At 72.7% G+C, this 21,264-nt stretch carries 18 protein-coding genes; 9 read left to right on the top strand and 9 right to left on the bottom strand.

What is annotated here, in order from left to right:
* Positions 1–13 precede the first annotated feature (13 nt).
* The gene (locus OV090_RS37350) at positions 14–619 is read right to left on the bottom strand and encodes a hypothetical protein (protein WP_267709502.1); all 606 of its coding nucleotides are present in this window, start codon (positions 617–619) and stop codon (positions 14–16) included.
* Positions 620–754: 135 nt separating this feature from the next.
* On the opposite strand from OV090_RS37350, the gene OV090_RS37345 reads away from it, so the two are divergent.
* A complete protein-coding gene (locus OV090_RS37345; protein WP_267709501.1) occupies positions 755–1,879 on the top strand; it encodes a tetratricopeptide repeat protein in 1,125 nt (374 codons plus the stop codon).
* A gap of 102 nt (positions 1,880–1,981) precedes the next feature.
* On the opposite strand, the gene OV090_RS37340 is transcribed toward OV090_RS37345, so the two are convergent.
* Positions 1,982–2,602, bottom strand: a complete 621-nt coding sequence (locus OV090_RS37340) for a glutathione binding-like protein (RefSeq protein WP_267709500.1) — start codon at positions 2,600–2,602, stop codon at positions 1,982–1,984.
* A gap of 66 nt (positions 2,603–2,668) precedes the next feature.
* Here OV090_RS37340 and OV090_RS37335 point away from each other — a divergent pair, with 66 nt between their 5' ends.
* The 5 genes from OV090_RS37335 (at position 2,669) to OV090_RS37315 (ending at position 7,299) form a co-directional block, all read left to right on the top strand.
* Positions 2,669–3,598 carry a LysR family transcriptional regulator gene (locus OV090_RS37335; RefSeq protein ID WP_267709499.1) on the top strand — a complete coding sequence of 310 codons (930 nt, stop codon included), beginning with the start codon at positions 2,669–2,671 and terminating at the stop codon, positions 3,596–3,598.
* 86 nt (positions 3,599–3,684) lie between these two features.
* Entirely contained in the window at positions 3,685–5,169 is a 1,485-nt protein-coding gene (locus OV090_RS37330) for a hypothetical protein (protein ID WP_267709498.1), read from the top strand.
* Entirely contained in the window at positions 5,162–5,719 is a 558-nt protein-coding gene (locus OV090_RS37325) for a hypothetical protein (RefSeq protein ID WP_267709497.1), read from the top strand. The genes OV090_RS37330 and OV090_RS37325 overlap by 8 nt, the downstream gene beginning before the upstream one ends.
* A 112-nt stretch (positions 5,720–5,831) precedes the next feature.
* Positions 5,832–6,827 carry a hypothetical protein gene (locus OV090_RS37320; protein ID WP_267709496.1) on the top strand — a complete coding sequence of 332 codons (996 nt, stop codon included), beginning with the start codon at positions 5,832–5,834 and terminating at the stop codon, positions 6,825–6,827.
* Positions 6,828–6,879: 52 nt separating this feature from the next.
* Entirely contained in the window at positions 6,880–7,299 is a 420-nt protein-coding gene (locus OV090_RS37315) for a DUF6508 domain-containing protein (RefSeq protein WP_267709495.1), read from the top strand.
* Between the two features lie 126 nt (positions 7,300–7,425).
* Here OV090_RS37315 and OV090_RS37310 read toward each other — a convergent pair whose 3' ends face one another.
* From OV090_RS37310 to OV090_RS37300, 3 genes are all read right to left on the bottom strand, one after another.
* Positions 7,426–8,559, bottom strand: coding sequence for a radical SAM protein (locus tag OV090_RS37310; RefSeq protein ID WP_267709494.1), 1,134 nt, complete (start codon positions 8,557–8,559; stop codon positions 7,426–7,428).
* Between the two features lie 113 nt (positions 8,560–8,672).
* On the bottom strand, positions 8,673–9,215 hold the full coding sequence (locus OV090_RS37305; protein ID WP_267709493.1) for a hypothetical protein: 543 nt from the start codon (positions 9,213–9,215) through the stop codon (positions 8,673–8,675).
* A gap of 130 nt (positions 9,216–9,345) precedes the next feature.
* Positions 9,346–10,335, bottom strand: coding sequence for an alpha/beta hydrolase (locus OV090_RS37300; RefSeq protein WP_267709492.1), 990 nt, complete (start codon positions 10,333–10,335; stop codon positions 9,346–9,348).
* 275 nt (positions 10,336–10,610) lie between these two features.
* Here OV090_RS37300 and OV090_RS37295 point away from each other — a divergent pair, with 275 nt between their 5' ends.
* Positions 10,611–11,144 (top strand): hypothetical protein, encoded by a 534-nt coding sequence (locus tag OV090_RS37295; protein ID WP_267709491.1) that lies wholly within the window; start codon positions 10,611–10,613, stop codon positions 11,142–11,144.
* A 117-nt stretch (positions 11,145–11,261) separates the two neighbouring features.
* On the opposite strand, the gene OV090_RS37290 is transcribed toward OV090_RS37295, so the two are convergent.
* The 3 genes from OV090_RS37290 to OV090_RS37280 form a co-directional block, all read right to left on the bottom strand.
* Positions 11,262–11,885 carry a hypothetical protein gene (locus OV090_RS37290; protein ID WP_267709490.1) on the bottom strand — a complete coding sequence of 208 codons (624 nt, stop codon included), beginning with the start codon at positions 11,883–11,885 and terminating at the stop codon, positions 11,262–11,264.
* A gap of 250 nt (positions 11,886–12,135) precedes the next feature.
* Positions 12,136–12,279: a hypothetical protein gene (locus OV090_RS37285; RefSeq protein WP_267709489.1), complete on the bottom strand. Its 144-nt coding sequence runs from the start codon at positions 12,277–12,279 to the stop codon at positions 12,136–12,138.
* A 495-nt stretch (positions 12,280–12,774) separates the two neighbouring features.
* Positions 12,775–15,708 carry a serine/threonine-protein kinase gene (locus OV090_RS37280; RefSeq protein ID WP_267709488.1) on the bottom strand — a complete coding sequence of 978 codons (2,934 nt, stop codon included), beginning with the start codon at positions 15,706–15,708 and terminating at the stop codon, positions 12,775–12,777.
* Between the two features lie 528 nt (positions 15,709–16,236).
* Here OV090_RS37280 and OV090_RS37275 point away from each other — a divergent pair.
* Together OV090_RS37275 and OV090_RS37270 are read left to right on the top strand one after the other, a co-directional pair.
* Positions 16,237–16,458, top strand: a complete 222-nt coding sequence (locus OV090_RS37275; RefSeq protein WP_267709487.1) for a hypothetical protein — start codon at positions 16,237–16,239, stop codon at positions 16,456–16,458.
* A 906-nt stretch (positions 16,459–17,364) separates the two neighbouring features.
* On the top strand, positions 17,365–19,179 hold the full coding sequence (locus tag OV090_RS37270) for a DUF4157 domain-containing protein (RefSeq protein WP_267709486.1): 1,815 nt from the start codon (positions 17,365–17,367) through the stop codon (positions 19,177–19,179).
* A 2-nt stretch (positions 19,180–19,181) separates the two neighbouring features.
* Here the strand turns inward: OV090_RS37270 and OV090_RS37265 are convergent, their stop codons facing one another.
* Positions 19,182–20,669 carry a hypothetical protein gene (locus tag OV090_RS37265; RefSeq protein WP_267709485.1) on the bottom strand — a complete coding sequence of 496 codons (1,488 nt, stop codon included), beginning with the start codon at positions 20,667–20,669 and terminating at the stop codon, positions 19,182–19,184.
* Positions 20,670–21,264 lie beyond the last annotated feature (595 nt).

The raw sequence follows: 21,264 nt of genomic DNA, 5'->3' as shown, positions 1-21,264 counted from the left end.
GCGCCGCCTTGCCTCACAGCTCCTGGACCGTCTCGTCCTCGCTGAGCTCCGGTTCGACCTCGTAGTCGTCGTCGACCAGGCTGCGGACGTGCTGCGCGGTCCGACGAACGGCGGCCGCCTCGTCGCCGGTGAGCGCCAGGACGTTGGTGAAGATCGCCATGATGAGCTCGAACGTGCTGCCCGCCCCCGTGCCGTCGCAGGTCAGGAGCGACACGTACTCGCGGCCCGCGAGCAGCTCGGGCGCGAGCCGGCCCTCGCCGAGCGCGGCCGCGAAGCGGGCCACCGCGTCGAGCCACGGCACCCCGCAGCCGGGCACGAGCTCGGCCGCGCTCACGGGGGGCTCGAGCGTCTGCGCCGGCCGGAACGTGCTGCGGAACCATCGCGCCGCGCGCTGGCTCGGGCCGCCAGGGGCGAGCGAGGCGCTGCGCAGCTCGGCCGCGCGGGCGTGGGCGTAGACGCTGAACAGCTGCCCGAGCGCCGGGCCGGGCCGGGTCAGCGCGTCGAGGTAGTCGACCCGGTCGTAGCCCCGCTCGAGCGGCAAGAAGAGCGTGCCGTTGCCGACATAGAACGCGAAGAGGCGCAGGCTGCCGCGATCTTCCTGGGGGGGTCCGGCGATCATCGTTCGCACCAGCGTATCAGGTGATGCGCAGCGACACCGGCCGGCGAGAGCGTCGAGCGGAGCAAATATCTAGAGGCGCTCGCTCGCGGGTCGCGGCGGTTGGCGCGAAAACGCCCGTGGGCTATTTGTCGCGCCATGAGTCAGAAACAGCACCGCAGCGCTCAGCGCCGGGCCGAGAAGCGACATCGCCGGGAGGTCGAGCGCCGGCGGGCCCGGACCGTCGCGCAGCAGGACGGCCCCGGCGCGCCCGGCGTGCTGCGTCGGCGCGGGCCTGACGACCTCGTGCCGAGCGTGGACGAGGAGACAGTCGTGCATCCGTACCTGAGCCATCGCTACCGCGAGCGTGAGTTCCTCGTCCGCGGCACACCGTGGCGCTGGCGGCGGGAGATGCCGGGCTTCTGGACGCACGCCGAGGTCGCCGCGCTCGCCGACGACGCCCTGCTCGGCGCCCTCGCCGAGCGCGGCCTCGTCGTGTCGCGGGCCGAGGTCCTGGCCCACATCGCCCGGATGCCGGCCGGAGGCTCTGCCTGGCGCATGTCCCGGATCCACTGGTTGCCCGCCGTTCGATCGCGCTCGCTGTCGGCGCCGGACCGCGACTTCCTCGGGCTCGCCGCAGTCGAGCTGTGGCGCCGTCTCCGTCCGGAAGCGCCGCCGCTCGAGTCGTTGCTGGCGCTCCTCGCGGACGCCGACGATCTGCCGGACCACGACGCGACCGGACGACTCGGCGGTCTGCTCCGCTTCCTCGCGGCAGCGCGCGCGAGGGGCGGCCCGGACAGCGCCGGCGAGATCGGCGGCGTCCGACTCCCGCTCGGTGAGGAGTGCGTGCGCCTGGGCATCCGGGCCCTCGGGCTCGCCGACGACCACCCGGAGCTGGCGGCCGAGGCGATCGTCGAGGTGGAGCATTGGCTCGGCCAGGTCGACCTCGACGATAACAATTTCTTGCAGCGCCTGCTCGCCATGATCTGCGACAAGCTCGGCCGCCACCCCGAGGCCGAGGAGCGCCTCCGCGTCGCGCTGGCGCAGCGACCCGACCAAGCTGCGACGCGCAGGGTGCTCGCAGTGCATCTCCACGAGCATGCCGGAGGCGAGCGGGCGCGCCTCGTCGAAGCCCTCGAGCTGTGGGATTCGGCGCGACGCCTCGACGAGGCCGACGAGAGCGACGAGGACTTCGTCGAAGAAGAGGCGCTCTATCAGGAGATCCGCGAAGACATCGTCGAGAGCCTCCGCCTGCACGACGCGGCTGTGGAAGCCGCAGAGTGAGGGCCACGCGTCACGACGCGAGCCGGCGGGGCGGGTCTGGCCCGCAGACCCCGCGCGTCACGGTGTTCGCGACTCAGGCCTGCGCATCATGCTCTCCGCCCCTCACGCCTTCAGCCCCTCGGCCGCGAAGGTCGCGACTACCGCGGGCCGCTCGGCGACGCGGGCCAGGAAGGCGGCGAGGTTCGGCGCCAGCTCGCCGGCGAACAGCTTGTGGTAGGTGCGGAGCGCGAAGAAGGCGTAGGCGTCGGCCACGGTGAACCTCTCGCCGTGGAAGAACGGCCGCTCGCCGAGATCCTGCGCCAGGAGGTCGACGCGCGCGGCCAGGCGCTGGCCCGCCCAGCGTTTGGCCTCCTCGCCGGCGTTGGGCATGATGGTGAACGGCGCGAAGCCCTTGTGCAGCTCGGTGGAGATGAAGATCAGCCGCTCGTCGAAGCGGATCCGCTCGATCCCGCCGTGGCGCGGCGCCAGGCCGGCCTCCGGCCAGGTGTCGGCGACGTACTGCAGCAGCACGGCGGTCTCGGTCAGCACGCTGCCGTCCGGTAGCCGCAGGGCCGGCACGTAGCCCTTCGGGTTGATGCGCGCGAAGTCGTCGCCGGCCTCGGTCTTGCGGGTGCGCAGGTCGACGCGCACCGGCTCGAAGCTGGCGCCCGCCTCGCGCAGGGCGATGTGCGGGGCCAGCGAGCAGACGCCCGGATAGTAGTACAGTTGCAGCGGCTCGGTCATGCGTCGGGTCTACGCGACCGGCGGCGCTTGAACAATGCCGGGCGATTGATCAATCTGTTCAGCGCCATGAACAGCCGCCCCGACTTCGCCGCGATCGAGGCGTTCGTCCGCGTCGCCGAGACCGGCAGCTTCCGCGCCGCGGCCCTCGCCCTGGCGGCGCCGGTGTCGACCGTCAGCGTCCAGGTCAGCCGCCTGGAGGAGCGGCTCGGCACCCGGCTGTTCGAGCGCACCACCCGGCGCGTGCGCCTCACGGACGAGGGCCAGCGGTACTTCGAGCAGGTCCGCACCGGCCTCGACGTCGTCACCGAGGCCGAGCGCACGATCGCCGAGGCGCGCGGGGAGGCGCGCGGGCGCCTGCGGATCGCCGCGCCGAGCGGCTTCGGCGAGGGCGTGCTCGGGCGAGTGCTCGGCCGCTTCACGCAGGAGCACCCGCACGTCGACGTCGAGATCGAGCTCGCCGCGGGCCAGCTCGACCCGCTGCGCGACGGCTTCGACGTCGTGATCCAGGCCGAGCCGCCCGCGAGCGCGTCGCTGGTCGCGCGCAAGCTCGGCGCGCCGGCCAAGTACCGCATGGTGGCGAGCGCGGAGTATCTGGCGCGCCGCGGCACGCCGGCCCACCCGCGCGAGCTGGCGAAGCACGTGTGCCTGGTGATGGGCACCCGCCGCGAGGCTACGACCTGGCGGTTCTCCAAGGGCTCGGCCCGCGCGGCCATCGTCCATCGCCACGCCACCGCCAACAGCTGGCCGCTGATCCGCGACCTCGCGGTGTCGGGCTGCGGGATCGCCAGGCTGCCCGAATACATGGCGGCGCCCGCCATCTCGGAGGGTCGGGTGGTATCCGTGCTCGAGGATTACTGCCCGGCGGTGGAGCAGATGTACGCGGTCTATGCCCGCAGCCGCCACGTGCCGGCGCGGCTCAGCAGCTTCGTCGGAGCGCTGCAGCGGTTCCTGTCGGTGTGGCCGGGGTGCCTGCCGAAGCCGCCGGTGCAGTCGTGAGCGGCGCGTGAGGTCTGGCGAGGAGGCGAGTGGGCAAGTTACGCAGCGACGCCGGCAAGGTCGAGTTCGGGGATTTTCAGACTCCGATGGGGCTCGCCGACGAGGTCTGCGCGCTGCTCTCGTCCCGAGGCGTCGCTCCGGGCTCCGTCGTCGAGCCGACCTGCGGGGTCGGGAACTTGCTCGTGGCTACCTTGAATGCGTTCCCGGACATCCGGGTGGCCCACGGGATGGAGGTCAACGAGGCGTACGTGGGCGTCGCGAGGGCCAGGATCGCCGAGCTCGGTGAGAGCGTACGAGCCAGAGTCGAGCGCGCGAACTTTTTTGAAGCGGACTGGCCGTCGTGGATCGCCGGCCTGCCGGAGCCGATCCTGTTCGTGGGCAATCCGCCCTGGGTGACGAGCGCCGACCTGGGTTACCTGAAGAGCCACAACATCCCGGAGAAGGCCAACTTCCACGGACGCGCGGGGCTCGATGCGATCACCGGCAAGAGCAACTTCGACATCTCCGAGTGGATGCTCGTCAAGCTCATGTCGTGGCTCGAGGGGCGGCGGGCGACGATCGCCATGCTGTGCAAGACGGCCGTCGCGCGCAAGGTGCTGCTGTTCGGGTGGCAGCGCGAGTTTAAAATAGGGGCGGCGGCGATGCACCGGATCGACAGCGCGAAGCACTTCGGGGCCGGCGTGGATGCGTGCCTGTTCGTCTGTGAGATCGGGGGGGCCTCGGAGCGGCAGGTCTGCGCAGTGTTTCCGTCCCTGCGCGCGACGAGCCCGTCGGGGTCCTTGGGGCACCGTGACGGCGCGCTGATCGCCGATACGGGGCTGTACGACCGTTGGAAGTCGCTCGTCGGCGAATCGCACTACAAGTGGCGATCGGGCGTGAAGCACGACTGCGCCGCGGTGATGGAGCTGGCGCGCGCCGAGGACGGCGGGTTCATCGACGGCGAAGGGCGGAGCGTCGACATCGAGGGGCGGTTTTTGTATCCGATGCTGAAGAGCTCGGACGTGGCCCGCGAGGGGCAGCCCGTGCCGCGGCGCTGGATGATCGTCACGCAGACGTTCGTGGGCGAGGACACGGGCCGGATCGCGAAGTCGGCGCCGAAGACCTGGGCGTACTTGAGCCGGCACAGGGCCCGTTTCGACAGGCGCGCGAGCTCGATCTACAAGGGCAAGCCGCCCTTCTCGGTGTTCGGCGTGGGCGACTACACGTTCTCGCCCTGGAAGGTCGCGATCTCGGGGTTGTACAAGAAGCTCGACTTCAAGGTGATAGGTCCGTTCGCGGGGAAGCCCGTGGTGCTGGACGACACCTGTTACTTCTTGCCCTGCGCCTCCGAGGCCGAGGCGCAGCTGCTGGGTCGGCTGCTGGGGTCGTCGGTGGCGCAGGAGTTTTTTTCGGCGTTCGTGTTTTGGGACGCGAAGCGGCCGATCACTACCGACCTGCTGCGGCGTCTCGATCTCGCGCGCCTCGCCGTTGTCTTGGGGGTCGAGGAGGAATTTCGCGAACACTGTCAGTCGGGCTTGAGCCGGGCCCCGGAGCCGGCGGTCGAGCTCGCTGTAGCTCGGCCTCGTGGGTGACGCGCTGGTCATCGGTGCGTGGGTCCGTCATGCTGGGCGCGTGAGCTCCGATCTTCACCCTTACGACGACGTGGAGCGGCGGTTCTGCGATGCGGACGAGGACCCGTCGCGGCGCCAGCGCGGCCTGGCACTGGTGGCGGGGCTGCTCGGTCTGCCGGCGCCGCGCAGGGTCGAGGGTCTGCGTTACGACCTGCGCTATTACAGCGGCGGCACCGGTGTGTTCGATCGACACCACGTCGCGCTCCCTTGCGATGCCGCCGAGGTCGACGCCATCGTCGCGCGTCTCGGCCTGGCGACGCCCGAGGATGCAGTCGCCGATGCGGGCTGGCGCGAGGAATTCGAGTGGTTCATCGGTGGCGACGACGAAGAGGTGCTGCCACCGCTGCGCGTCCGTGTGACCGCGTTTGTCGCCGGGGAGCGCGCTGAGTTCCAGCCGGCCCCCGACGAGGGCGCGCGGGTGTGGTTCTTCCGCGACAGCGACGTAAACGCGTGGGCCCTGGTGTACGAGCAGGACGGCCGGCTGTGCCTGATCGCCCAGGAACACGGGTGAGCGGGCCGGGGGCGTACTTCGGAGGATGTCGTCGTATGTGTCGAGGACGGCGCATGAGCACATTCGGCGAGGTGTGGGCTGTGCATGCGCCTCGCGGGGAATATCGGCGCGCGTGACCGCGTTCGGCGCGATGATGCGAGCTCGCAGCGTTCTCGTCGGTCCTGCAGTCGCGCTGGCCTGCGCCGTCGCGCCGGGCGGGGCGGCGCAGAGCGTGACGCCCGGCGCGACGTCCTCGCCCGCGCCGGCAGCGGCGCAGGGACAGGGCGAGGCGGCGCGGGAGGCAGCGCCGGCGCAGCAGCCCGCGGGGCAGGTCGACCCGGCGGCAGGGTTGCTCGCCGAGGTGCAGGCGATGGACCTCGCGGCGCGCTGGGCGTGGGCGGTGGCGGTGATGCCCGAGCTCGTCGAGCATCGGGAGGGCAGCGCGACGCCCGAGCGCTGGGCGGAGTTCCGGCGGCTCGCGGCCGGTCGGTCCAAGCTGTGGGTCCGGGCCCGCGGCGACCGCTGCTTCTCGGTCCGCGGGGCGTGGGAAGACGACGGGTTCTTCGGCCGCGCGCGCGAGGTCGCGGAGATCGAAGGCGACGTCAAGACAGTGCGCTTCGAGGCGGTCGAAATCACTGCGAGCGGGATCTCGACCTCTGGACCGCACGGCGATGTGTTCGCCCGCGATGCCCGGGGGCGCTGGCAGACGGACGGGGTCTTCGGCCTCGGCTCCTTCGCCACGCTCGCAGAGCGGCCCGTCTTCGAGGTCACGCGCAAGGCCGCGTACTACGGCGAGGCGGCCTACACGTTGACGATCGAGTGCGGCGAGAAGAGCGCGCAGGAGGAGCGCTGCAGCGACGGCAGCACGCGCCGCTGCTCGCGCTGCACGGGCCTGTGGGCGCGCCCGCACGCGCCCGGTCAGGTCTGGGCCTCGGGGCGGATGTCGGTCACCGGCGCCAGCGACAGGCAGGTCGATTGCAGCGTGGCGTGTCCGGCAGACCTGCTGACCGAACAGCTGCCGGCGCTCAACCTGGCGGTGCAGGGGCGCACGTTCGTCACTGCCGACGTGGCGGACGCTGCGGTGTATCTCGACGCCGGGACGTGTCGAGCGGACCGGCGCCTGCGTTGATGCGCGAGCGCGGCGGTTGCCAGGGGCGGCGGCTCGTGGTCCTCTCGAGCGCATGGTCGAGGCAGGCGGTCCTCCGGCTCCATCCGCGGCGGACATCGACGCTGCTCTGGCGTTCTTGCCGGTGCTCGAGCGTCCGGACTTTCAGGCCAGTCGGTGGGCGCGGGAGGGCTCGTGGTTGCCGCGCCTGGTCGACGCGCCCGAGGTCCGGCAGCTGCAGCAGGTGCTCGCGCGACCGGGCTTCGTCGTCGCGTTCGACCTGCCGGCGTGGCGCGCCGAGGCGGAGCACTACCAGCGCGATCCGGAGGCGCTGGCCCGCGCGCCGCTGATCGATGTCTGCAGGCTGATCACGATGCATCTTCGCACCGACCGCTTCGTCGGCGGGCACTTCGCGTCGGTGGTCGCGTCGGGCCAGGTCGTGGCGCTGCTGCGGCGCTTGCGAGCGATCCGCGACGAGGGTCGCGCGGGGCGGTGAGCGGGGGCGGCGAGCCGGGCTCGCTGCTGGGGTGGCTACGCGGGAGGGCGATTGCGATGACTCGCTCGACCGCGCGGGGGCCGTGAGCGGCGGCGGAACGTGTGGATGCTGCTGATGCAGCGGTGGTCAAATCCCCTGCCAGATCGGCAGGTAGCCGCGGCGGCGGATCATCTCGGCCACCGCGTGGGGTGGGCGTTCGTCGGCGATGTGAAATTGCTCGCCGGGCTGGTCGCGGGCGGGGGTCCAGCCGTCCTGTTCGAAATCGCTGTAGCCGCCGGGTTCGGTGCTGGCGCCGGCGCTCATGGTGGTCACGCCGATCGAGACCATGCGGTCGCGCAGCTCGGCCGACTCGCGGGTCGAGACGATGATGTCGGCCTCGGGCAGGAACAGGCGCAGCGCGCAGATGATGGCGAGGAACTCGGAGTCGCCGGGGACGTGGCGCGGGTCGGGCTGGAACGCGCCGGCGGCCGGGCGCAGGCGCGGGACGCTGATCGCAAGCTGAACTTCGGGGCAGGTGCTTCGCAAGTGGTCGGCGTGGGCGGCCAGCGACAGCGCCTCGAAGCGGAAGTCGTGAAGGCCGTAGAGCGCGCCGATGCCCAGCCGGCGGAAGCCCGCGGCGAGGCCCCGCTCGGCGGCGTCCATGCGCCAGTGGTAGCGCTTCTTCGGGCCCGCGGTGTGGACGGCGCGGTAGCTCGGCTCGTGGTAGGTCTCCTGATACACCACCAGGCCGGCGCAGCCGGCCGCGACCATCGGCGCGTAGGCCGGGCTCTCGAGCGGACCTATCTCGATCGACACGTCGGGCATGATCGGCAGGACCGCGCGGATGACCTCCTCGACGAATCCGTTCGACACGAACTTCGGGTGCTCGCCGGCGACGATCAGCAGCGAGCCGATGCCGCGGGCGCGCAGCAGCCGGACCTCGCGCACCGCCTGTTCGACGGAGATCGTGATGCGCGGGATCTGGTTGGTGCGCGAGAAGCCGCAGTAGGTGCAGACGTTGACGCACTCGTTGGACAGGTAGAGCGGGGCGAACAGGCGGATCGCGCGGCCGAACCTGCGCCGGGCGAGCTCGCCGGAGCGCTCGGCGACGGCGGCCTGCGCCCGGATCGCGGCCGGGGACAGCAGGGCGGCGACCTCCTCGAGGCTCTCGGCGTGGCCGCGGCGGAGGATTTTCATGACAGTCGCGGCGGTGGTGGCGAGCGAGAGCTGGACGAGCTCGGCGATCGGCAAGGCGGGATAGAGGGTGGAGAAGGTCGACATGAGGTTGTCTCGTGGGGCCCGTCGACGAGCGCGGCTGCCGGGTCGGTTGTGCCTGCAGCCGCGCCGCCGAGCGAATGATTGGCGATGGGTGGGGCGCCGTGGGGCGAGACTCGTCAGGGAACGACGGGGCAGACGAGCGAGCCGGCCAGCGGCAGCCAGGCGTGCGTTTCGACCTCGTCGTTGAGGTTCAGCCACTGGAAGTGGATCGAGTCGGGTCGGCTGGCATACCAGGTCAGCGTCACCCGGCCGTCACCACAGTTGGGGGTGCTCGTCTCGTTATAGTAAGTCCACGAGTTGGTCGAGCTGCTCTCGAGCGTCAGGGTGCTCTCGCAGACGAAGTCGTTCAGGTTGAAATAGGTGTATTCGGCGGTGCCCTCGGTCGCACCGCAGTTCATGACCAGTCGAGCCTCGTAATCGAGGTCGGCGAGCCCGTCGGCATTGTAGGCGATGCCCTCCCAGATCCCGGTGGCCTTGGTGGCGGCGAGGGCCACGCCCGGGAGCAGCAGAGAGACAAAGATCAGGTGCTTATCGTTTTTTTCATGGGTTACGCTTTCGATGCGGTCCATTCGAATGGTGTCGGCGCGGGGGAGATCAATTGCGTGTTCACGCGTCGCGCTTGCGTCTCCATGTGGCCGCAGCGTGTTCTCCGCGACCATTGCCCGGGCAACTCCGTGTGCGGGAAGAGCGGAGACCGATGCGCGTGGACGACGGTCTCGATCCATCGAAGACCCGCGTCTTCGTCAAATTTTTAGATTGCTGCTCGGCCTGTCGCGGCGCGCCGGGGATTCAGCCGCGCGGGGCGCTGTGTTTGCGGACGAAGCCGACCACCGCGGCGACGAACCGCGGGGCCGCGCGCTCGAGGTGGGCCGCGTGGTCGTAGCCGGCGAGCGTTTCGAGCTGGGCGCCGCCCGGGAGCTGTGCCAGTCGCTCTTGCAGGCACGACGGAGTGACGACCGGGTCGCGGTCGCCGTGGATCACCAGCACGGGCGCGCGCAGCTGGGTGAAGTCGGCCCACACGTGGAGGTCGCGCCAGTCGGCCTTGACCGGATCGGCGGCCAGGGCCGCGGCGACGAAGGCGTCGGCGACTCCGGGCTCGAGGGCGTCGGGGGTGATGAAGTCGGAGCGCGCGGCGACCTCGGTGTTGCTGGCCCTGGTCGGCGGTCCCGGTGGCGTGGCGGGCGGGCTCGGCGGGGCCTTGGGCGGGCACGGCGAGCCGTAGAGGATCACGGGACCGAAGGCGTCGGCGTGGCGCTGGGCCGCGAGCGCGGCGACGCGGGCCCCGAGCGACCAGCCGAGCACTGCGGGCCGGGTCGGGAGGTCGGCGCCGGCGAGGCCGGCCACTGCGGCGAGATCGTCGGCGGCCTGGATCGGGTCGGTGTAGCCGCTGGGGTCGCGGGCGGTGGCACCGTAGCCGCGCAGGTCGACTGCGTACACCGCGAGGCCCTCGGCGGCGAGGTTGTCCATCAAGGAGACGCGCGCGCCGGGCACCTGCAGGTCGAAGTCGGGCAGGGCGCTCCAGGTGCGGCCGTGGACGAGGACGATCGCGCCCCACGGCGCCGCCGGGCGCTTGAAGTGCACCGCGATGCTGTGGCCGCCGACCGAGACGCTGGCGCGCTCGAGCGCGGGGGGCGGGCTGTCCTCGGGGACAGGTGGGGCGGGCGCGGGCGCAGGCGGTGAAGCAGCGGGTGCGGCGACCTCGGGGGCGACCGGCTTCGCGGCCTCGCCGGCGCAGGCGAGGAGCGAGGCGGCGAGGAGGGCGACGGCGGGGCGGAGCATGCGGGGAGGGTGGCAAAAAGCGGGCCGCGAGCGCAACGGGGCGGCGCAGGCAGCTGCGCATGGGGCGGAGGACGCGGCGAGGGGGCGAGGAGGGGGCCGCGAGCGCGACGGGGCAATGCAGGTCGCTGCTGACGGCGGAGGTGGCCAGGAGGCGGCTGCGGGCGCAACGGCGCGGTGCAGGTCGCCGCCCTGGACGGACGTGGGGCCCGGGGGCCTCGAGCTGTCGGCGCGTGCGTGGCTGGGGGGAGGCCGCCGGCGTTGGTAAGGTGGTCGGCATGCCGGCCCGCCGCTTCTGCTGCCTCGTGCTCGTCGGTCTCGCTGCCGCTTGCGAGCCCGCGGTGCAGCCTCCGGGGTTCGAGGGCGGCGTGCCGCGCCTGGTCGCGGATGTCGGGATCGGGCCGTTCGCGGTCGGGATGACGCGCGCGCAGTGCGAGGCGGCCGCGGCGGCTGCCGGGCTGACGGTGCGCCCCGGCTTCTCCGAGGCGAACGCGTACGCCGGCCCGTACTTCGTGGCCTTCACCGACAGCGACGGGGGGATGTCGACGGTGCTCGCGCCGTTCGCGGAGATCGGCGGCGTGGTGTTCGAGGGCCAGGTGCTGCCGCCTATTTTGGGTCAGGCGCCACCGCCGGGCGTCGGCGGGGCGAAAGCCGTCGCCGCGAAGCTGCGCGGCTGCGGTGCGCTGGAGGTCGGCAGCGGCGCCGGCTGGCATGCGTGCGCGGGCCGGATCTCCGTCGAGGTCGCCGGCATGGAGGGCACGGTGTCGGTCCGGGTCCAGTCGGCGGAGGCGATGCGAGACCGCGAGCCGTGAGCGTGGCCCGGCCGCGGTACGGCCTCCGCTAGCACGACGGGGCGAGCATGCGACGAGGTCGAGAGGCGCTCCCCTTCGGCGGCCCTGGGACGCGCTCGCGGCGGTACCGGATGGCTCTCACTCGATCTTCACGGACTCGCAGATCTTCTCGGCCCAGGCGCGGGTGGCCGGGTAGCCGGGGATCGGCAGGTCGTCGGGCTTGCCGGTGCCGGTGCGCTGGAGCAGCGTGCAGCGGACCAGCTTGTCGCCGTTGCGGTGGAGCGCGTCGACCTTGAAGAACAGGCGGTCGCTGCGCTCGGCGACGACGATCATGCCGCCGCCGGGCAGCTCTTCCTGGCGGACCACGACCGGCGGCGGGTTGTCCTGAGTCTTCGGGGTGGCGCTGCGGACGAACGCGGGCAGGTCCTTCGGGGCCATCATCGGTTCGACGAACTTGATGGTGATCGAGGGCTCCATGAAGGGGTTGCCGTCGGTGAAGGTCCAGTTGACGTACTTGTCGTGCTCGTTGGCGTCGCGCTTGAGGCCGGCCGGGATGTCGATCGAGACGGCGAGGCCGCCTACGGTCTCCCTGGTGGTGACGAGCGGGGTCTGACTGCGGTCCTTGGCCTCCTCGCGGGCGGGTTTGTCGGCGGGTTTGTCGGCGGGTTTGTCGGCGCCGGGCTGCTTGTCGGCGGCCGGGGGGGCGCCGCCGTCACAGGCGAGGAGCAGGGTGAATGCACAGAGTCGGGCGAGTCGGACCATGGGCGCGGCAGGGTGGCACGACGCGGCGCGAAATGACCAGACGAGGTGTCGCATGCGCGCAATTCATGATCGCAAGATTGCGAGGCTGCCCCTCGTTCCCGCGAACGGCCGCAGGGGCCTGAGGACGCGTCACACAGTCATGGGCCGCCATCCTCGGGGGTCCATGTCCCGAGAGCCGGGGGGCGAGCTCGCGGCGCAGAGCGTCGGCCGCCACCCGAGATCCGCGGGCCCGGTTCGTCCGCGGGACGCGTCACCCCGGCACGAGCACGAAGGGGTAGAGGACGGTGATGGTGCCGCCGCCCTCGGGCGGAGGGAATTGCCATCGACCTGCGACGGCGGCGATGCAGTCGGCGACCGAGCGCGCCCAGGCAGGCAGGGTCGACTCCTGGACCACACCTGGGCGACCTTGCCGTCGCCGGCGATCGTGAAGTGAATCGCCACGCGGCCGGTGAGCTCGGGGTCGCTGCTCAGGCCTGCGTTGTAACAGGCGCGGACATCGGCGAGCCCGGCGCGGACGATCTTGCGGATTTCGTCCTTGTCGAGGGAGCCGCGCGGCTCGTCGGCGCCGGCGGGGCCGCTCTGTGCCCCGGACTGGCTGGCGCCGGGCGGCGTATCGAGGCCAGCGGTCGGCTGGGTGGTCGCGGCCGTCGACGGGCTCGCGGCGGGGCGACAGGCGACGAGCGTCAGGGCGAGCGAGGAGCAGAGGGGCGAGACGGGGCGGAGAGCCCGAGATATGGCCACGGAGTCAGAGTAGCAGGCGTGCTCCTGCGGTGCCACGCGCAATATCTGTCCCGAGAGTCAGCCGATCGTCTCGCTGATTCGTCGGGCTTGAACGCTGAGTCCGCGGAATCCGCGGAGAGGCGAGTGCGGCCGCGGCGGGTCTCTTTTATTATAGGACATGTCCCGAGAGCCAGGCGTCGAGTTCGCGGCGCAGCGGGGCGAAGCCGTCGCCGGGGCCGAGCAGGGTGCGGGCTTCGGTGGCCAGGGCGCGGGCTTCGGCGCGGGCGGGAGGGTCGGGCCACAGCGCCTCGGCGAGGTGCAGGCGCAGGCGAGCGGCCACCTCGGGGCGGGCGGGGGCGTGGTCCTTCGGTTCGGCCGCGAGGGCGCGGCGCAGCGGCTCGCGGGCGGCCCTGGGGTCGCCGGCGTCGAGGGCGGTGCGGCCGAGGCCGAGCAGCAGCGGCATGACCTGGGGGTGGCTGTCGCCGCGGGGCTCGGCGATCGCCAGGGCGCGGCGGAACAGCGCCTGCGCGGCGGCGAAGCGGCGCTCGCGGCGGGCGGCCTCGCCGAGGTCGTGCAGCAGGTCGGCGAGCTCGGGGTGGGTCGGGCCGAGGGTGCGCTCGCGGATCGCCAGGGCGCGGCGGAGGATCGCCTGCGCCTCGCCGAGCGCGCCCTGGCGCAGGCGGATCCGGGCGATGTGGCGGAGCGACGCGGCGACCGACAGGTGGTCCGGGCCGAGCGCGCGCTCCTTGATCGCCAGGGCGCGGGCGTGCAGCTCGGCGCCCTCCTCGTCGCGGCCGGTGTCGGTCAGGGCGGCCGCGAGGTTGCCGGTGAGCATGGCGGTGTGCGGGTGATCGGGGCCGAAGAACTCCTCGGCGAGGGCGACCGCGCGGCGGTGGGTGGCCTCGGCCTCGACGTGCAGGCCTAGCTCGGTGAGGGTGTTGCCGAGGTTGCTCAGGGTGCCGATCAGCGCCTGCGGGTCGGGCCGCTCGGGGCGGTCGAGCAGGGCGAGGGCGCGCTCGTGGAGCTCGCGCGCGGCCGCGAACTCGCCGCGGATCTGGCGGACGATGCCGGTGTGGCCGAGCCGCTTGGCCTCGAGGACATGTCCTTCGGGACCTAGCCTTTGGACCATGGCGCCGGCGAGCTCGGACCAGCGCACGGCCTCGTCGGTGCCGCTCTGGTAGACGCCGACGCAGGCGATGAGCTCGACCATGGCGCGCGCGGCCAGCTCGTCGAGCCGGGCGGCCACGGCGGCGAGGGCGGCGCGGGTCAGGGTGACCTCGGCGGCCCGCGGGTCGCGGGTGCGGTTCTGCAGCAGGCCGAGGATGTAGGCCGCCTCGGCGGCGAGCGGGGGGTGATCGAGGAGGGCGGCGGTGGCGGCGGCCTCCTCGGCGCGGGCGAGGCCGTCGGGCAAGCGGCCGGCGTCGAACAGCGCCTTGGCGTCGGCGAGCTGCTGGCGGACGGCGAGGATCTGGGCCAGCGCGGCGGGGTCGGCCGGCGGGGCGGCCGGGGCGGCGAGAGCCGCCGGGTCGGAGCAGCGCTGCACCGGGGTGAGGGCGGCGGCCGCCTGGACTGCGCGGCCCTCGACGTCGGGACCTGTCCGAACGAGCAGGTCGGTGAGGGCCGCGAGCTCGCGCCGGCGCTCGTCGAGGCAGGTCATGCGCAGGTCGAGCAGGCCTTGCGACTGCTCGTGGCGGACGTGGGTGGCCCGGCAGGCGTCGGCGTGGGCGGCCAGCCAGGCGGCGGTCCAGGCGTCGAGGGTGGCGACGACGCGGTCGGCGGTGGCGCGGGCGTGAGCGCGGCCGGTGGCGAGCAGGGCGGTGTGGACCTGGGCCCGGCGGGTCGGGTCCCACGCACCGGCGAGGGCGAGGGCGCCGCCGCGGCACACCTCGTCGTCGCCGTCGGACTGGGCGTAGCCCCACACGCCGGCGCCGAGGAGCAGGCCGAGGGCGAGGCCGGCGGCGCCGGAGCGCCGGGCTCGCCGCGAGCGCAGGGCCCGGCGCTCGAGCACGTCGAGCAGGGCGCCGACGTCGGGCCAGCGCGCGCGCGGGTCGACACTGAGGCCGCGGGCCAGCGCGCGCGGCAGCCAGGCCGGGGTGCGCTTGTCTCTCGGGATAGGTCGCAGCTTGCCGCGGGAGATCGCCTGCAGCAGCGCCACCGCCCCGCCGTCGCCGAACGGGTGGGCGCCGTGGACCGCCTCCCACAGGGCGACGCAGAAGCTGAACTGGTCGGTGCGCGGGCTGGTCGGCAGGCCCATGAACTGCTCGGGGGCCATGTACGCGGGGGTGCCGACCAGGGCGCCTACGCGGGTGAGGCGGCTGTCGACGCTGACCAGCGAGCCGATGTCGAAGTGGGCGCCCGAGGCCTCGGGCAGCAGCTCGCGCAGGCCGGAGGCCTCGAGGGGGAGGCGCTCGCGCAGGCCCGAGGCCTCGAGAGGGAGGCGCTCGCGCAGGCCGGAGGCCCACGGCGGCGGGGCGTCGCCGCTGGCCTTCGGGACATGTCCTTCGGGACCTGGCTCTTCGAGCTCGCTGGTGCGGGCCAGGCCGAAGTCGAGCACGCGCACGCGGCCGTCGTCGCCGACGAGCACGTTCTCGGGCTTGAAGTCGCGGTGGACCAGGCCGGCGGCGTGGGCCGCCTGCAGGCCGCGGCCGGCGGCGACGAACAGGGCGAGGACGTCGCGCCAGGGCAGCTTGTGCTCGGCCAGGTAGTGGCGCAGGGTGACGCCGGGGACGAACTCCATGGCGACGTAGACGCGGCCGTCGACCTCGCCCGCGTCGTGGACGCCGACCACGTTGGGGTGGGCCAGCCGGGCCAGGGCCTTGGCCTCGCGCCGCAGGCGAGCCCCGGGGCCGTGGCTGTCGTCCTCGCGCTTGCCCTCGGGCCGGCCGAGCAGCTTGAGCGCGACCTTGCGGTCGAGGCCGGGGTCGAAGGCGGCGTAGACGACGCCCATGCCGCCGGCGCCGACCCGCTCGAGGATGATGTAACGCCCGAGCAGCTGGCCGCGCTCGAGCGGGGCGTCAGGGTCGAGCGGCTGCGGCGCGACCGGGTCGTCGGCGACCGCGGTGCGCGTCAGCGCGAGCGTATCGGCGTAGGCCCGGTCCTCCACCAGCGAGGCAGTATATCGAGGCCGCCGACGCCCGGCGCGGGCAGTTTTGCCCGACCGCGATCGCGCAGGCAGACCCCGTCCGCAGCGGTCCGCAGGCGGGGTCTGGCCGCGACGCGCCAAGACCCCGGTGGATCTGTCGGGCGGACACGGATGAGATCGGCGTGGCGGGCCCGCGCGGTCGGCCGCCGCACCGGGTGACGCGAACGCGAGGACGCGGCCGGCGACGGCGACGCCCGCGAGCGGCCGCGGGTCGGCGCAGCTCGGGCGATGACGGTGAGGCGCGGGGGAGGGTCGCCATCGGAGAGGCCGATTCAGACATGTCTTTTAGGGCATGTAGGAGGCCGGGTGCACGCCAATGGGGGACGTGTCCGACATTACGTCGGAGGAGCCCGATCTACTCGGTCAATTCGAGTCTGCCGCTCGCGTAGGCGGGCGCTGTGGTCTCCCGTCGATCGGCGACGCGCTGAGCGCTGCCGTCGCGCCGGAAAGCGACGGGCCGGGCGGATGCAAATGAGGGTTTCTTGCGCCTTGCTCGTCGTCACGTCGATCGATGATGAATACGACGAGGAGTTATGGGCAAAGCCCGCGGAGTGGTACCAGGCGGTGGTGGTGGCCAAGGGCGGAGACCCGAACGCCGTGGCCGATGGCGGTCAGGGCTTGCAGTCCGGAGCGACCCGCAGCCTCCGGCACAGGTTCCCGGACAGCGGCGAGGGCAGCGCCACCGGCGCTCGCGGCGGCAGGCGCTGGTGACATGTGGCATACCTGATTGCGGTTCTCCCCGCGGTTCGCTTGTCTCCGCATCCTGGAATTTAAAGTATGGGCACCGTGCTCAACCAAATTCTCATGCCGTGAAGCGCACGCGCTTCGCGGCGGGTCTCGAGCAGACCGGCCCCCGTGTAGGTGGCCACACCGGCGAGCGAGAGACTGCACGCGAGCGCCACGCCGCCGGCGCTCATCAGGCCCCGTGCTTCCCACGAGCGGACGACGCGGGACCTTCGGTTGCCGTTTGTGACCTACAGCGTTGTGGTGAACGCGCGACGGCCTACCTCGCGCTCGTGGCGAAGGCCCCGGCCGCGGCACCTGCTTCACCAATCGGCGTGCCGCTGCGGTGATTCGGCCCGCGAACGCCGCGCGGGGACCGGCCGGCCAGCCGAACGCGATCTGCGTCCCGCGGCGCTCCTTGGCGACGCGCGATTCAGCGAAGTCCGCGGCACGGGTCTGTGCACTCACCCGCCGATGACCACCCGCGGCCCGCGTCGCGCGCACCGGCCCGGGGTCCGTCCTGTCGCCCGGACTCGCGCCTTGCACGGGAGAAGCTGGTCGCCTAGCGTCGAAAAACCTCGCCGGATGCCCCGCGGTCGAGGTCGCTTTCCATGCACTGCGGGAGTCGCCATGTCCAATTACGCTCCGCTGATTCGTCGACCTGCGATCCGACCGAATACTGCCACCATTCAGCGGAGGCCCAGCCCCGCGGCGAAGGCCTCGCGTATCGAGGGCGCGCCGCCCGGCCCAGGACCGGCGCCGTTTGCCTTCACCCTCGGGGCGCCGGGCGATCGGCTCGAACGAGAGGCGGACGCCGCGGCCGACCGAGTCATGCGAGCCGAAGCGCCGCCCGTCGCCGCGTCGGCGACGCCCTCGCCCCTCACGATTCGACGCATGTGCACCGCGTGCGAGCAGGAGGCCGAAGACGACCTCATTCAACGCGCCCCGCGCCCCGGCGCGGCTGCTCCTGCGAGCGCCACCCCGTCCGGCTTCGACCGCGCGCTCCAGCGGGCGCGCGCCGCCCAGGGACGGCCGCTCGCCGGCGACACGCTGGAATTCATGCAGTCGCGCTTCGGCGCCCGGCTCGACCGCGTGCGCCTGCACGACGACGCTCGCGCGGCCCACCTCGCCGAACGGATCCACGCCCGCGCCTTCACCGTCGGCCGTGACATCTTCTTCAACCAGGGCGAGTACCGACCCGAGCAACCCGCCGGCCGTCGCCTGCTCGCCCACGAATTGACGCACACGCTCCAACAACAGGGCTCGTCGCTCCCCATCCAGCGTTCGCTCGCCGCTCGGGCCCCGTCTCCCACCACCGAGGCCGTCGAGCAATCGCCGGACCCCGGCATCGGCGCGGTCGGTCCGCGGATCGTCGCCTTCGACGTGCGCGGGCCGACCCCGCTGGTCGACGCGCCCGTCGATGGATTGCCGTGCGCCCTCGTGCCTCGCAGCGCCCCCGTGACCCTCGCCGTGACCCTCGCCGACGTCGGCGAGCCGGCCGTCCTGCGGGTCTCCGAGCAGACCGTGAACGGCTCACTGCCGCTCGCGGAGACGAAGGTCGAGGCCGGCGGTCCCGGCGAAGTCGCGGTGCGTTTGCTCAGTCCGGCCGTCGGCCAGCAGGACCACGTCCTCGGCTGGGACCTCGTCCGAGCCGACGGCAGCGTGCAGTCGCTACAATCGACGGTGCTTCGCGCCTTCCACAGCCTCGCCCCTCCCGCCGGGCTGGCGGCCGTGGAGTATCGCGCCGCCGAGCGAGCCACGGCGTATGCCAGGGGCGCCCGATCGGGGACCGACGCCGCCGCCGCGTTGCGCCGCGGGATTCGCGGCCGGGACCGTATCGACTACAACCCCAACGCCAGGCGGCCCGCCTCGGCGCTCGATCTCTACGACCGGCGCGTCGGCAATTGCGTGCACTTCTCCGATCTGCTGGCATTGCTCGCCCGGACTCTGGGCATTCCCGCGAAGCACGTCATCCTGCGCGGCGGCTTCGTGTCCGGCGGGCAGGCCGTCAACGTGCTGTTCGCCCAGTTCATGGACGGCGCAGGGTCGATCGTCGCCCCTGAAGACCCGGAGCAGCCGCGTGCGTACGCGGGCCCGCTGTCCGTCGAGAACAACCCCGTCGTCAGCCTCGTCGACGTCCCGGCCGGCCGCCCGCAGTACTCCCCTGGGTCGACCGACCGCGCGTTGCTCGGAGGTGCCGCGGCGCTGTCGGCGGCCGATCGATGGGCCTTCAGCTTCCATTGCATCGTCCAGATGGCCGGGTCACAGCACGACGCGGCGCTCGACGTCGAGGGGTTCCGCGGTCGCGCCTACCTCGAGGGGCTCCGCGTCGAATTCATCGAGCCCGCCCGCGCCGATTTCGGGGACCAGCCGGTCGGCCCCGACGGTGGCTTCATGGTGCGGCGAAAGCAGCACGCCGTGCGGGTCCTCAGCGCGACCTGGGATGCGGGCGGCGGGCAGCTCCCGCCCGAGCGGGTCAAGACCACCGACACCGATCTGGTCGTCCCTCCTGATTCCAGGCAGGTGTTCGCCGCGCCGGTGTTGACCTTCGTCTCCGTCGAAGACAACCGACCTTCGGCCATCGCGCCGTTCGTCCAGGGGACCCGGATCACGCTCCCGCCCGGCGAATCCGAGGTCGCGCTCGCGGGCTTCTTCACCGACGGCGCCGACCCCGGCCCCAGGTTCACGGTGAGGCTGCGGCGCAAATGATCTCACCCCGGCTCGTGGACCTCGACCGTCAGCCCGGGCGCCTGCGCCTGCAGCGTCGCCAGCTCGCGCGCGGGGACCCGCGTCGCACGCAGGCGGAGCGACATCGACTTGCCCCGCCACGGCAACAGACCGGCGAGCGACGCGACCTCGCCGTCTTCGAGCTCCACCGCCTGGAGCTGCGGCAGCTCCCCGATCGGCCGCGGCTGCGCGATCCGAAACCCGCGCAGGCGCAGCGTTCGTAGCTCGTGGAGGTTCGTCAGCCCCGAGAGGTCGAGCGTGCGGTCGCTGCCGCCCTCGATCTCGAGGCGCTCGAGCCGGGGCATCGCGCGCAGCCACTCGAGATCGGCCTCGCCCCCGTCGGGCCCGACATATCCGGCGATCACGAGCCGACGCAGACGCGTCAGCGGCCCGAACTCGGCGGGTCGGCACACCACCGATCCCCAGCGAACATACAATCGTTCCAGCCGCGGCAGCGCCCGCAATGGCGTGAGATCGGGATCCACACAATGGACCCACAGCCCGGCGAGGTTGTCGAGACCGACCAGCGGGCGCAGATCGAGCACCGGCGCCTGGACCATCAGCGCGGCGATGTGGGGCAGCCTCGCCAGGCTCGCCCGGTGCGCGGCGACGACTTCCAGATCGGGCGCGACGAGCACCGGCTGGTCGAGCGGAGGCCGCTCGTCGTCGGTGTCGAGCGCCAGGAGGTCGTCGCGGAAGATCCGTCGCGCGAGGCGAAGACCCGCCTCGTGCAGCGGTGACGGCAGCGGCGGCGCCTCCTCTCGCGGGCTCCACTCGCCGGGCGGCGGCAGCGGCGGCGGATCGGCGGTCGGCACCGCGACAGCGATCCGGGGCGCGCGTGCGGCCGCGCTCGCCAGCTCCGCCGCGACGAAGTTCGACCCTGCGAGCTCCAACGCCAGCGAAGAGGCGGCGCCGTCCCACGCCTCGAGCCCGCGGAACGAGCGGATCTGGGAGTGACCGATCACGACGCGTCGGAGCGAGGGCAGCTCGGCGAGAGGCCGCAGATCGGCCACGATGAATCGAGTCAGCCGCAGCTCTTGCAGACGCGGCAGCGAGCGCAACCCGTCGAGGTCGACGGGGCGGCCGACCACGCTCCCCAGCTCGAGCGACTCCAGGCCCGGGAAATGACGCAACCAGTCGAGCCGCAGCGGGCCGCGCGGCCCGACGTACCCGTGGACACACAGCCGCCGCAGCGCCGGCAACGGGGCCCATCCGTTCGTCGGCTCGCCCAGCACCGAGTCGGCCGTGAGATGCAAGTGTACGAGCCCCGACAGCGCCTGCAGCGGCGTCAAGTCGCGCGCGCGACACGACACGCGCAGGCTCGCCACGTTCGTCAGGCCGGTGAGCGCCCGCAGATCGCTCAGCGGCTGCTGGACCTCGAGCACGGGGATCCTCGCCGCCGCAGCCAGTTCGGCCTGATGCTCCGCGATCGCACCGACCGTGGGCGCGCGGATCCCAAGGCCGTCCGTCATGCGTCGCGGGCCATCGGGTTCGATGACGAGTTCGTCCGGGTGCTCACTCCCCTGCACCACGCGACCGAAGCGGAAGCCCGCCGCGTACAGCGGCGACGACGGCCCGCCCGGCGGGCTCGCGGCGGGCGAATTCGGGTCCGACCGACCCGCTCCGGCCGGCGCAGGCAGGCCCGCCCTCGTGCCCGCGCACGCGAGCCCGAGCGACCCCATCAGCCCTTGCACGCACGCTCGCCGCCTCACTCCCCGATGATAACCGCTGTCCCCCTCGCCCGCGAGCGCGATCTTCGCGACGCCGGGCCGCCCGCGCGGTGGTGCATGCCCTCATGGACATGTCCAATCAGACAAATGTCTTGGCGATGACCCACGCGCTCGAGCCCGCGCGAACGCGGGTCGCTGGTGAGCCGGTGCGAACGCGGCTACCCTGCGGGCGTGCGGATCGTGCACATGTGGGCACCGCGAGGAGGCGGGCGAAGGGTGCAGTGAGTGCGCGATCGGGCGAGGCGCGGCCGCAGGGTCGAGTCGTTGGCCGATGCGCGGAGGCGACATGAGGCGGTTCGGAGGTCGCCCGTGCGCATATCGACGGGCGCGGTGCCCA

The sequence above is a fragment of the Nannocystis sp. RBIL2 genome (assembly GCF_026626745.1).
Taxonomy (GTDB): domain Bacteria; phylum Myxococcota_A; class Polyangia; order Nannocystales; family Nannocystaceae; genus Nannocystis.
The sequence above is the reverse complement of the archived record's forward strand: the minus strand, read 5'-3'. Positions and strand labels throughout refer to the sequence as shown.